At 30.3% G+C, this 12391-nt stretch carries 11 protein-coding genes; all 11 read right to left on the bottom strand.

The genetic code is table 11. The features are described 5' to 3' along the window. Window positions 1–5 precede the first annotated feature (5 nt). On the bottom strand, window positions 6–527 hold the full coding sequence (locus ATE90_RS11260; RefSeq protein ID WP_036788670.1) for a peptide-methionine (S)-S-oxide reductase: 522 nt from the start codon (window positions 525–527) through the stop codon (window positions 6–8). Further along, a complete protein-coding gene (locus ATE90_RS11255; protein WP_036788673.1) occupies window positions 518–1462 on the bottom strand; it encodes an aldo/keto reductase in 945 nt (314 codons plus the stop codon). The genes ATE90_RS11260 and ATE90_RS11255 overlap by 10 nt, the downstream gene beginning before the upstream one ends. An 11-nt stretch (window positions 1463–1473) precedes the next feature. After that, the gene (locus ATE90_RS11250; protein ID WP_036788733.1) at window positions 1474–3030 is read right to left on the bottom strand and encodes a protein adenylyltransferase SelO; all 1557 of its coding nucleotides are present in this window, start codon (window positions 3028–3030) and stop codon (window positions 1474–1476) included. 411 nt (window positions 3031–3441) lie between these two features. Further along, complete coding sequence (locus ATE90_RS11245; protein WP_101451422.1) at window positions 3442–3963, bottom strand: glycosyl hydrolase; 522 nt, start codon at window positions 3961–3963, stop codon at window positions 3442–3444. Beyond that, complete coding sequence (locus ATE90_RS11240) at window positions 3960–4616, bottom strand: hypothetical protein (RefSeq protein ID WP_101451421.1); 657 nt, start codon at window positions 4614–4616, stop codon at window positions 3960–3962. Before ATE90_RS11240 ends, ATE90_RS11245 begins: the two co-directional genes overlap by 4 nt. Before the next feature lie 270 nt (window positions 4617–4886). After that, entirely contained in the window at window positions 4887–6494 is a 1608-nt protein-coding gene (locus ATE90_RS11235; RefSeq protein WP_052107619.1) for a glycosyltransferase family 2 protein, read from the bottom strand. Further along, entirely contained in the window at window positions 6494–7963 is a 1470-nt protein-coding gene (locus ATE90_RS11230; RefSeq protein ID WP_162178854.1) for a tetratricopeptide repeat protein, read from the bottom strand. Before ATE90_RS11230 ends, ATE90_RS11235 begins: the two co-directional genes overlap by 1 nt. 770 nt (window positions 7964–8733) lie before the next feature. Continuing rightward, window positions 8734–10662: a leucine-rich repeat protein gene (locus tag ATE90_RS11225; RefSeq protein WP_052107620.1), complete on the bottom strand. Its 1929-nt coding sequence runs from the start codon at window positions 10660–10662 to the stop codon at window positions 8734–8736. 207 nt (window positions 10663–10869) lie between these two features. Further along, the gene (locus ATE90_RS11220; protein WP_036788679.1) at window positions 10870–11109 is read right to left on the bottom strand and encodes a glutaredoxin domain-containing protein; all 240 of its coding nucleotides are present in this window, start codon (window positions 11107–11109) and stop codon (window positions 10870–10872) included. 42 nt (window positions 11110–11151) lie between these two features. Next, complete coding sequence (gene msrA / locus ATE90_RS11215; protein WP_036788681.1) at window positions 11152–11688, bottom strand: peptide-methionine (S)-S-oxide reductase MsrA; 537 nt, start codon at window positions 11686–11688, stop codon at window positions 11152–11154. A gap of 95 nt (window positions 11689–11783) precedes the next feature. After that, window positions 11784–12230: a peptide-methionine (R)-S-oxide reductase MsrB gene (gene msrB, locus ATE90_RS11210; RefSeq protein WP_036788684.1), complete on the bottom strand. Its 447-nt coding sequence runs from the start codon at window positions 12228–12230 to the stop codon at window positions 11784–11786. Between the last annotated feature and the right edge of the window lie 161 nt (window positions 12231–12391).

The following is a 12391-nucleotide window of genomic DNA, read 5'->3' as shown; positions in this document are numbered from 1 at the left end:
CTGATTTATGATATAGTCGGATTAATATGATTTACTTTACGCTGATCAATGTTTTTTGAAAATTTTTGCATTATTAACTTCAATTTTGGATGTATATGTGTTTTACAAAATGGTTTTTCAGGATTAGATTCATAATAATTTTGAAACTCTTCTGATGAGGGTTTGAAATTTTTAAATTCTAATACTTTAGTAATAATTTTATTTTCAAAATTTGATTGTAATACTTTAATTATATGTGCACTTTCTTCTTTTTGATGATTAGAAAAGTAATAAACTGCAGAGCGATATTTATTTCTCATAGAATGATTACTCGTGCTTTTATGGGTCAATAAATGAATTTCTATCAATGTTTTTAAATCAATTTTTCGATCATCAAATTGAACAATAACAGCTTCTGAAAAAGTGTTATTTTCATTTATTGAAGCAACCCAGCCTTGGTTTACTTGTGATACTCCTTTTAAAGTTTGAAAAACAGCTTCTGTGCACCAATGACAACCACCTCCAAAACCGATTTTTGTTAATTCCATTGTAATTTCTTTCTTTCTGCCCAATAAAATTTTGAGCTTACTTTTAAAGAATCTAACAGTTTAATTTCGTCCGGAGAAAGAGAAAAAGAAGTCAATTTTAAATTTTCTTTTAGTTGTCCAATATCACTGGCCCCGCTTAAAACAATACTTTCGGGAATTGTTTGTGTGCAATATTTTAAAGAAATTGCATCTATACCAACGGTGTGTTTTTTTGATAAACTTTCTAAAACAGCATACATTTCATCATAATGCTTATAGTGCTGGTTTCTAAAAACTCGACCATTTGCTAATGCTTCTTTGATAACAATCGATTTATTTTGTTGCATTAAATCCTTAAAAATCTCCAGTAAACTTTGATCTAAAAAATTATACGTCACTTGAAACATGTCAAATAATTGTTCTCCATTAACCAAAACATCTAATGCTTTTTTAATGATTTCAACTTGATTTGTTCCTGTGGTTGTTAAACCTATTTTTAGATTATATTCTTTCTTTAAAAAAGCCAGTTGTTTTAAAACCTCTTTATTTTCTAATACTCCTGTTTCTATAGTTGCAGAATGAATTTGATATACTTTTAAGTAGGGAAGTAGTTGTTTAGAGAAATTCCATTGTTCATTTAATTTAGAGAAACTGTGTTCTTTTACTTCGTGTATAGTTGCGTTTACATCGAAATTTGCGGTGTAGGTATATCCCCATTTTGTGGCAATTTCAATAGAGTCGTCGTTTTTAGTTTGCAACCATTCTAAAACTAATTTTTCTGCTAAACCATAGCCTGGAGCTGTGTCAAAATATCGCACACCTAGTTTATAGGCTTCTTCCAAAACTGAAAAACTATGTTTTCTGAAAGCTTCCAAATCAGAATTATTACTGTTCCCCGCACGAACATTAATATATTGTGGCCTTCCTAAAGCGGCTGTTCCTAATCCTAATTTCATATGTATTTTTTTTAAGAACTGCAAGATAACATTGAACAGCCCACTTTATTTCTTGCCCATTCAGGTCTTTTTGCAAACCATTTTTCATTTGCTGGTTGCTCAGAATAAGGGCTTTTTAATAGTTGATATAATACATCAATTAAAGAATAATCACCCTCATCTGCTTTGTCAATTGCTAATTGAGACATATAATTGCGCAAAACATATTTAGGGTTTACAGCATTCATTTTTTCTTTTCTTTGCGCATGAGAAAGTGATTCTAGTTGCAATCTTCTATTGTAATTTTTAAACCATAAATTCCATTGATTTTTTACATCACCAGAAATATTATCTAAATCATAAAACGCTTTTTTAATCAATTCAAAAGCTGTTTTTTCATTAGAAAAATTACTTAAACTTCTAAAGAAAATGGTCATGTCTGTTTCAACGAATTGCAAATTATCTTCTAAAGTTTGAATCAAGTTTAAATCATTTTCATGATCAGAAAATAATCCTAATTTAGATTTCATCATTTGAAAAGATTTCTCTTGAAAGTCAACTTTATATTGATTTAGAATTTCTTCTAAAGGCGCTACATCTTCAATAATTGGATACAAAGCATTTGCGAGTTGATACAAATTCCATAAACCAATATTAGGCTGATTTCCATACCTGTATCGTTTATGTTGGTTATCTGTGGTGTTTGGTGTCCAACCATAATCAAAGCCCTCTAGCCAACCATAAGGCCCAAAATCTATGGTTAAACCTAAAATAGACATATTATCTGTATTCATTACGCCATGTACAAAACCAACTCTTTGCCAATGAATGATCATGTCTAAAGTGCGCACGGAAACTTCTTTGAAGAATTGGATATAACTTTCTTTAGATGGAGCTCCTAAATGCGAAAAATGATGTTTGATGGTATAATTAACTAGTGACTTTAAGTTTTTAATATCTTTTCTGGCTGCAAAAATTTCATAACTTCCAAAGCGTAAAAAACTTGGCGAAATTCTGGAAACAATTGCCCCTTTTTCATAGGCAGGGTTTCCATCATATAAAATATCGCGCAAAACATGATCACCAGACAAACATAAGGACAAGGCGCGGGTTGTTGGCACCCCCAAATGAAACATCGCTTCACTACATAAATATTCTCTAACCGATGAGCGTAACACAGCTAAACCATCTGCGGTTCTTGAGTATGGTGTTTCGCCTGCGCCTTTTAATTGTACTTTCCAGTTTTTGTTATGGTGTTCAACTTCAAATAAATTTATGGCTCTACCATCACCCAATTGTCCTGCCCAATTGCCAAATTGATGACCTCCATAACACATGGCGTAAGGTTTTGTCTTTGGATAAATAGTATTTCCAGTAAAAATATTTTTAAAGATATCTGAATTTGTTTCTTGTGCAGAAATACCCAATTCAGTCGCCATTTGTTGAGAAACATGAATAACTTGTGGTGCTTCCGTTTTTTTTGGATTAACATATGAAAAAACGGCTTCAGTAACTTGTCTTCTAGAGTTTTTTAAAACGGTATCTGAGGGATTTTCTTGGGTGAAGGTATCTGTTATATGTAGTTTCATCATAATTTTTTAATCCATTTTTGAAGGTCTTTATCCGAAGGAGTTCTTAGCTTTTTAGTGATAAACGTAATTATTGGTGCGCTCATCTTTCTATGCACGTACAAGTTACGTATTTCTTCTGCATTTTAATGGTTATTTGATGATTACAATAGATGACAATTCTAGTGTTACATTCAAAAAAAATGTAAAGATCTGATAGGTAAGATACGTGCTTTAAAAGATAGCGGTTTCTGAATACTGAAAGATTAATACGTGCTTGAAAATAAACAAAGATTTGCACTTATATAAGCAGCTGTAATGGAATAAAGTACACAACAATCAGCACTATTCGTACTAGCGCCGATAGAAAAAATTTAAATTGATAAATAGTAGATATGATTTTACTTCAAAACTTACTAAGGTCAATAATAGTTACTCCATTCCTGGTTGCTTGATATTTGATGGCCACTTTTTTAGAGCATTTTTGATTGCAGTAGTCACTTCAGGATCATCTTTTATAGCCCAATTTAAATCTTTATTATAAGTAAGAGTTTTATCACTTGCATAATGAAAAAATAAAATTGTGTTTACAAAAGGATATTTAGTGTTAAAATTTTCAAAAGCATCTCCAAACCATTTCGCTCTACTTCCACCTATTTTTAAGCTACCAAATTCTGCAATCATTATTGGTTTGTAAAAAGAAGCTAATTGGTCATAATATTTACCAAAAGTCTCTTCAAAAGTCCACCAGTCACTAAAGTTTGCACTGGTTCCATAATTCAAAGCTCCTGTTGCAATAATATCTACATAGTCATTTCCTGGGTAATATTCCGGAAACTTCCCTTTAGCTATATGTGGACTCCAAACCCATATAATATCTGTCGCTCCAACGGAATCAAATACATCTTTTACATGTTTAAATGCAGCAACAAACTCTGAAGGATCATTATTCATTGCCCCCATTTATATCGATATGAGTCATTCATTTCATGTCCTACTCTCAAATAAATAGGATGACCTACTTTTGCTGCATCTGTTGCCCATTCTTTTATATAAACATCATAATCACCATTGGCAACAGAAGACAGTCCATGATTGTCTCTTTGCTCCATATCTTTAATTTTTGGAAAATTTTCTTTTGAAAATGTTGTCAACCAAGGTTCCCAAGTAATCATTGGTACAGACCCAATCCTAATAATTGCATCAACTTCATTTTTAGGAAATTTATGTTCTTTACTTTCTCCCCAAGCTCTGTAAATTTGAATAATAGGAAATGTTATTGCTAACGAGTCTTCTAAATTGATAATATTTTCATAAGATTTTCCATTATTATCATCTGCGGCTCCAAAAAGAATACTTTTGCTTTTTAGAAGGGCGAACTTATTGTTTCTTTGATCATTAAACCATTCTAATTTTTTTCCTCTATTTTTTTCTCTTTTTTCTAATATATTATCTTGCTCAAAGTTTTTAACCATATTGCTTAAGTTTTCTAGAAATCCTCCTATTGGGCCTTTAGAGCTTTTACTTACAGATGCTAAACCGTAAATTATAAAATAACCTAGCACTACGGCCAGCAATACATTAAAAATTCTTTTAAATGATGTCATATTTTTTTTTGATGTTGATCGATTGTAAAGCCTTATTCAATGCTAATTCTGGCCTCGAAACCTTTATTTTTTTATTGTTATCTATAAATTGTCAAAACACATTATTTCTAGAGGGAATTGCTCCTTAAATAATATTAGTTTTTGTATTCATAGATGTGTTTTTCAATCTCCTTAATTATTTTATATTTGGTGCTACTTTTACTATATTTTTTATATTCTTACTATGCGAATCGGCTTTTTTCTACTAAAAAAAATTAGCGCATATTTTTGTTATTTGACTTTAAATTTTTTATCTGCTGTTATTACTACTCTGCTCCAAGCATTTTCTGCTTTGAGATATAAAGATTTATAGGCAGCTACTATGCCTCCTAAAAATTGGATAAAAGCAATCATTGCAAATCCTATCATCCCCCAAGTTTTTTCGGCAGAAAGAATCAATTCACTTGTATTAAGCATATATCTTCTTTCAATATAAACTCCTACTAGGACAAATATAAATACAATACAGTATAAAATTAGTGGTTTTACAAAAGGACTCATAAAACCTTTTACGGCTACTTTTGCTGTTGGGATATAAGGAACTTTTTTATTAATGATGGCTAAACAAAAAGCATACGTATATACAGGCCAACAAGAATACTTTAAAACCATACCTCTCCAATGAATCCCCTTTTCTGTTTTCTTATCGCACAAAAAACTTTGAGCGTGGGCATATATCAATATTGCAACTAATACAATAGGGGCTCCTAGTTGAATAAATTCAGTAAAATCCATACTAGCAGGACTTATTTTTGTTGTAAAAAATAACAAAGGAACAAAAATAAAGAAGGCAGTCATTGGTCCAACTAAATAGTAGGTCCCTATGGATAAATACGATAATTTTTGCCAAAAAGTTAATGTTTTTGAGGCTTTTGGCATTTCATCAAACAGCATTTCAAAAACCCCTCTTGCCCATTTTAATTGTTGCTTACAAAATGAAGTAAAGTCTTCAGGAACTAAACCACGACTTACAATTACAGGATTGTATATCGATTTCCATCCTTTTGAATGAATTCTAATTGATGTATTTAAATCTTCTGATAAACCCTTAGCATGCCCCCCAATACTTTCTAATGCGTCTCTTCTAAAAGTACAATTTGCACCAATGGCTACAGCACCACCATAACCAAACAGACCCATTTGTGTAGGTCCGTAAAAGACATAGGTTTGTTCTGCTGCTGCTTGCGCAGTAAAAGAACGAAACATATTGTAATAACCTTGACTTACTTGAACAAAGCCTACTTTTTCATCTTGAAAAAATCCTAGTGTTTGATCTAAAAAATTAGGAAAGACAATATGATCTGGGTCTAGAACTAAAATAAAATCTTCTTTTGTTATTTTTAAAGCTTCATTAATTTTACCTGCTTTAGCTCCTGGTATATTTGGTAAATCTAACCATACCACCCCATATTTTTCTGCTAGCTCTTTAAAGGCTACATCTCCTGTGTCATCTAGTAAATAAGATGTGTGAGGGTAGTTTAAGTTTTTTAGGGCTTTAAAAGTATTTTCGAACATCGATAAAGGCTCTCCAGGAGAAGAGGTTGTAAAAACAGCAACACTTAAGTTTTTTTCTGGAACAGGTACTTCTTTTGGTTTTTGAATGCGTAAATAATTAATCCAGATTAGAGCTATCCTAATATTTCCGTAGCCAAAAAATAAACTTAAAATAATAAATAAAAAAAAATTATCAATATGTTCTGCTCTAAACCACCATTCCATTAAATTAAACATGCTTATTAATCCCGCAAGTGTTAATCCTAAGAAGATAGCTTTGTCTAGGCTAGTTACTCTTTTAGCCTCCTTAAATTTCCATAAATCGTTCCGTAATTTTGAATTCATTAAATATTAAAATTTAATCCTAGGTTAAAATTTTCTCTTGTGTAGAAAAATGTTTCTTGGTTTATATATGTGATTTTTGCTCCGAAACGATTTGATAAATTGTAACTAATACTTCCTGTATATTCTACAGGAGTAAAAGTCTCATCATAGAAACCATCAACTTCAATATTATTTATAGAGTAAGGATTTCTTATGGTAGCATTAAAACCATAATTCACTTTTGCTTCAACTAATAATTTTTTTGTTGGTTTATAATTTACGATGAATAAGCCAGAGTGAATTTGTTGTTTCTTTGGTGTAAAGTAAGGGTCATAAGCACCTACACCTTCATTGTCATAAAAAAATAAAACATCTTTTGCATCTGTATAGCTGTAACTATACCCCAATTGAAAATTAAATTTTCTAATACTTATAGGTTGAGTTAAAACCCAAGTTCCAATTGACTGTATTTCATTGTCTTTTAATTTTCTTTCATTATCCTCTTCAAAAAATTGTTGATTGTATCCGGCATAAAATAGTAACCATTTATTTTCGTAATCTATTTCTCCAAAAACATTTTGAGACGTTAAGTTAAAAGCAGTGCTTGCTATTGTACCTAGCTCATGTTTTTTAGAAAATCCTAGATTTAATGATAGGTTTTGGATTAATTTTTTACTAAAATTAAGACTACCAACCCAATCTGCTTTTCCGGAAAGATTTTTATAAACCCCTCCAGTCAGATTTGCTATAAGTTTTAATCTGTTAAAGTGAAATTTATTGCTGGCTTTAACAATGATCGCTAATTCTTTTTGAGGTGAAAAATGATAGCTAGATATTTCTAATTTAGGATTTAAAAATCTAGATTTATATTGTTCTAGATTTATATGTTGAGCAAAAAAGTTTAAAGGTTGCGAGTCCGATTGGTATTCAAAATTGGTTTTTAGATAAACCGCAGATAATTCGTTTATTTGCTGTGCTAAACTATTCGTAATTTTTGAATTGGGATAGATTTCTTGAATTCTATCAATTTTCTTTCGTGCATTGTTTAAATTACCTTTCCAAAAGCTAATATTAGCTTGCATTAATAATAATTCAGCATTTTTAGATTCAGAGTCCATAAATTTAGATAAAATAGACGCTACTTTATCAATTTTCCCCATATCATAAAGAAACCTAGCATAATCTATTTGAAGGTTTTTATTATCAGGAGAAATAGAAATTGCTTTTATGTATTTAGCTTCTGCCTGTTTTTTATCGCCATTCATAGAAAGGGCATAGCCGTAAATCCAATTTACCCTTAAATTGTTAGAAAAATTACTGTAGTGCTGTGATAAAAAAAAGGTTGCTTTGTTATATTCTTTTCTTGTAATTAAGTCGTTTGTTGTTTTCATCAAATCATCTTCGTTCATATCAGTGTACAAAGATTGTTTTTTTGTTTGGGATGATAGAGGTTTGTCTTGAGAGAAAACGGTAACATTAACAAGAAACAAAAAACAGATACAATTTTTTTTTAAACACAAGAGAAAAGTTTTTGATATCATTAATCTCATCATTTTTAATTTTTTTTTTAAAGTTTTTTGCAATTTATTTAAATGATGACATAGTTTAACAACCACATTTTTTTTAAATAGCTGCAAATATATTATTTTTTTTACAATAGTAATTCAATTTGAGAAGAGTTTTTGATTCCTTTAAACATTGTAAACCTTTTGTTTAACTAAAATTATATTACTTTTCAGAAACTCTAAATAATGCTATTTTTCACATTTTTAATATCTTAATGAATAGAATTGTATTTTTACATTTATTAGTTATTTTTTAATTTAATATTATAATTTTATCTTATCGAGTATATTTTTTTAATTGAGAAATGTTTACAAAATTTAGAAAATAAACTTCCTCTTCGTTATTTGTAAAAACACATAAGGTTGTTACTCATTCATCTCTTATACAATTTTAATGATATTCTATTTTAAATCTTAGGGATATATCAATAGCTGTTTTTTATCACTATATAAATATGATTGCTAAATAATGAAGACTTAGAGGAAGCGAAAAAGTAAATATTAAAAAAGGACTAATTATAATAGCATTTTATGAAACAAGTATAGATTAACTTTTTATCATATTCATTTTTTTTATTTGATACTTTTAAAATAAATCCTTCAAAATTAAGATTAATAAAAAAGGTGGTGTAAAAATAATTTTTATACCACCTTTTTTAAATTATTATTTTGTTCAATACTTAACTAAGTATATGTTATAATCCAGTTATTGTGCCAAAATCTTGCCAAACATCAGCAGCCTTATAAGTTGAAGTTGAATTAGAAGGCACTTTTAAAGTTACATCATTCAAAGAAATAAAATCAAAAACATTCGCATCTATGTCTAAAGGCGTTACCAAATTTATAGATACATTTTTCAGTCCATTGCAATTATAAAAAGCTTCACTTTCAATACTGGTTATACTGTTAGGGATAATAACATCCGTTAAACTTGTACACTGATAAAAAGTTCGTGGTAAAATCTTTGTGACTGTGTTTGGAACTTCAAAACTTGTAAGACTGTAACAATTACCAAAAGCAAATTGACCTATTTCTGTTAAATTATCGGGAAAAACAATTGTAGTTAAGCTAGTACAATTATAAAACCCTTGCTCAGGTATAGCCGTTACACCATCCGGAATCGTTATTTCTTTGAGGCTTGCACAACCAGCAAAAGCATTTTTTTTAATGCTTGTTACACCGCTAGGAATATTAATTTCAGTTAAACTAGCACAGTCATAAAAAATACCCGCCTCTAATGTTGTTAAGTTACTTGGTAAATCAAAATTCATTAAATCATCACACTTTCCAAAAGCATTCTCTCCAATACTTGTTATGCTGTTAGGTAAACTAATATTTTCTAAAGTAAGACATTCATAAAAAACACCATTTCCTAGTCTAGTAAGATTGCTTGGTATGTTAACATCTTTTAGACTTTCACATTTGTAAAACAAATTGTCTGGCAATATTGTTAAATTATTTGGAATTTCTGCTTTCCTTAAATTAATGCATAAACCAAAGGCAGCTGAACCAATAGAAGTTACAGTTTCTGGTATAATAATTTCTTCTAAAACGGAGCATGCATAAAAAGCATTTGAACTTATTGTGGTTATATTACTTGGTATCGTATAGCTCTCTAGATTATTACAAGCGTAAAAAGTAGATTCTGGAATTATTGTAAAAGCAGTTGGAAAAGTTACATTGGTTAAACCGTTGCAGTAACCAAAGACTGCAGCGCCCATATTTTCATTAACCACACTATCTGGTATTGTAACATTATTTAAGCTGTTGCAGTTGTAAAAAGTAGAATTGCCTATGCTGGTTATGGAAGATGGTATGGTAATATCTGATAAACTTGCACATCCAAAAAACAGATTATCTGCTAAATGAGCAGTTCCGGTTGGAATGTTTATGTTAGTCAAACTTTTACATTCACCAAAAGCATTCTCTCCCATAATTGATACAGTATCTGCAATAGTAATATCTGTTATTAAAGAAGAATCGTAAAAAGCAAGGTTTCCAATGCTTGTATAGCTTTCTGGAATATTAACACTTGTTATATCATAACAATATGCGAAACCCTCCTCTGCTATGCTAGTTACTGCGAAAGTTATACCGTCATTTTCTACGGTTTCAGGAAGGTTTAATGCGCCAGAAGGCCCTTTCAATGTAGCTTTTTTAATGGATACCTCTTGGTTATTTGCACCAGTTACTGTAAATACATAAACACCATCAGTAAATCCGGGATTAATTGTATCCTGAACAGTCACAGTCACACTCGCTGTAGAGCTATTTCCATTACTATCTGTTATCGAATATTCGAAAGTATCATCACCAATAAATTTAGATGGCGAAGTGTAATCTATAGAATCATCTGTAGGGTCATAAAACGTTCCTCCATCGTTTACTACTAAAGTACCGCCGTTAGCGGATGTCTCAGAGGGAAGAGAGATTGGCTCTGAATTTGGGCCATCGAGTCCAAAGTCATCGTTAATTAAAACAGTTATATTAGTTAGCAAGTCTGAACCTGCAAAACCAACGTCGTCAACAGCTGTGGGAGCGTAATTATATTCTTTTGATGTTGGGTCTCCGCAGGATGTAAAAACTAAAGAAAGAACAATGAGGGGATAAAATAAATTTTTCATTTTCATTTTTTTTAATAGCCTCAAATATACTTAAAAATATTTATAAGTTATTTTTTTAAAATTAATTATTTCTCCGCAAAGACAAATAAACGTTAGCTATTTGTTTCTTTCGCCTATTTAGTTTTAGGTGAAAGTTTGATAAAATTATTATTGAAGTAAAGTATTTAAAAACAAAATTTTTTTGTTTTTATTTAGTTAAATTTTCTCTTATAATAATTTGTCAATCCATTTTTGAAGGTCTTTTTCAGAAGGGTTTCTAAGCTTCTTGTCATGAACAGTAATTGTTGGGAAATTCAATTTTCTATTTTTATATAAATTACGTAATTCTATTTCATTTTCTTCATTATTTTCTACATCGAAAAATGCGTAATTTAAATTACGCATCTCCAAAAATTTTTTATAATACTTCGTTTTATGGCAGCTTTTTTTTCCGAAAAGTTTTATCATTTTATTTTAAAATAGATCCCTGTTTCTAAAGGAAAGTATGAGTTATTTCAATTTATTAGCATGTAGCTTTCTTAATTTTGCTAATTTTGGTTCAATTACATAACTACAATATCCTTGTTTTGTGTTTTCTCTATAATAATTCTGGTGTTCCTGTTCGGCTTCGTAAAAAGTAGGTAAAGGACTTAGTTCTGTTGTAATTGTATCGTTATAATAATTTTGTATTTGTTCCAATACTTCCTTCGCAATTTTTTGCTGCGTTTCATTGTGATAATAAATTACCGAACGATATTGAGTGCCTCTATCTGCACCTTGCCTATTTAAGGTGGTTGGATCGTGAGTAGTCATAAAAATGACTAAAATATCTTCATATGAAATAACACTTTGATCAAAAGTAATTCGAACTACTTCAGCAAAGCCTGACAAGCCAGAGCATATTTCGCGATATGTTGGTCTTCCAGGAGCATTGCCACCAGCATAGCCAGAAACAACTTTTTCTACGCCTTTTACTTCTTGAAACACAGCTTCTGTGCACCAAAAACACCCACCACCTAGAGTGGCAATTTGTAAACTTTTACTCATTTTTTATTTTTATTATTACCAATAAGCAACACATCAAGGAATCTTTTTTGCATCAAATAGATTGTTTCGGTTTGTTGGCAATGATGCTTTTTTAATTATTTTTTATCTAAAATCATAGATTCAGAATTAATACAATAACGCAATCCACTGGGTGCTGGTCCGTCTGGGAAAATGTGACCTAAATGCGCGTCACAAGTATTACAGAGTACTTCAACTCTAATCATACCAAAAGAAATATCTTTATAATATTTTATGGCATTTTCTTTAATTGGCTGCGTAAAACTTGGCCAACCAGAACTAGAATCAAACTTAATTGTAGAATCAAATAATGGAGCATTACAACAAATACAATTATATTGCCCTTCATCATAAATACTGCATAAATCGCCAGTATATGGTCTCTCCGTTCCTTTTTTTCTAGTAATTCTAAACTGTTCTGGAGTTAATAGATGCTCCCATTCTTTTTCAGTTTTTTCAACTCTTTTATCTGGAGTTGGATTTCCTTTTGTAGTGAAGCTCATCACTTCTTTCCATGTTAGCATAAAATATTTTTTTCTTTATTTATTTAAAGCATTATTTCGAGGAGATAGTCTAAAAATAAACCATAAACTTACAAAATAATATGAGTGAATTTTCGTTAAACCAATGTATAAATTTACAACAATATAGCAAGGAAGAAAAACAAGTTTTAAATCCTTATTTT

This window comes from Polaribacter sp. Hel1_33_96 (assembly GCF_002846595.1).
Lineage (GTDB): Bacteria > Bacteroidota > Bacteroidia > Flavobacteriales > Flavobacteriaceae > Polaribacter.
This window is presented reverse-complemented; position numbering and strand designations above follow the sequence as displayed.

Bases quoted from the DNA above. Each gene is read 5' to 3' on its own strand.
- ATE90_RS11260 (WP_036788670.1), bottom strand. From the start codon at position 527: ATGGAATTAACAAAAATCGGTTTTGGAGGTGGTTGTCATTGGTGCACA.
- ATE90_RS11255 (WP_036788673.1), bottom strand. From the start codon at position 1,462: ATGAAATTAGGATTAGGAACAGCCGCTTTAGGAAGGCCACAATATATT.
- ATE90_RS11250 (WP_036788733.1), bottom strand. From the start codon at position 3,030: ATGAAACTACATATAACAGATACCTTCACCCAAGAAAATCCCTCAGAT.
- ATE90_RS11245 (WP_101451422.1), bottom strand. From the start codon at position 3,963: ATGAATAATGATCCTTCAGAGTTTGTTGCTGCATTTAAACATGTAAAA.
- ATE90_RS11240 (WP_101451421.1), bottom strand. From the start codon at position 4,616: ATGACATCATTTAAAAGAATTTTTAATGTATTGCTGGCCGTAGTGCTA.
- ATE90_RS11235 (WP_052107619.1), bottom strand. From the start codon at position 6,494: ATGAATTCAAAATTACGGAACGATTTATGGAAATTTAAGGAGGCTAAA.
- ATE90_RS11225 (WP_052107620.1), bottom strand. From the start codon at position 10,662: ATGAAAAATTTATTTTATCCCCTCATTGTTCTTTCTTTAGTTTTTACA.
- ATE90_RS11220 (WP_036788679.1), bottom strand. From the start codon at position 11,109: ATGATAAAACTTTTCGGAAAAAAAAGCTGCCATAAAACGAAGTATTAT.
- msrA (WP_036788681.1), bottom strand. From the start codon at position 11,688: ATGAGTAAAAGTTTACAAATTGCCACTCTAGGTGGTGGGTGTTTTTGG.
- msrB (WP_036788684.1), bottom strand. From the start codon at position 12,230: ATGCTAACATGGAAAGAAGTGATGAGCTTCACTACAAAAGGAAATCCA.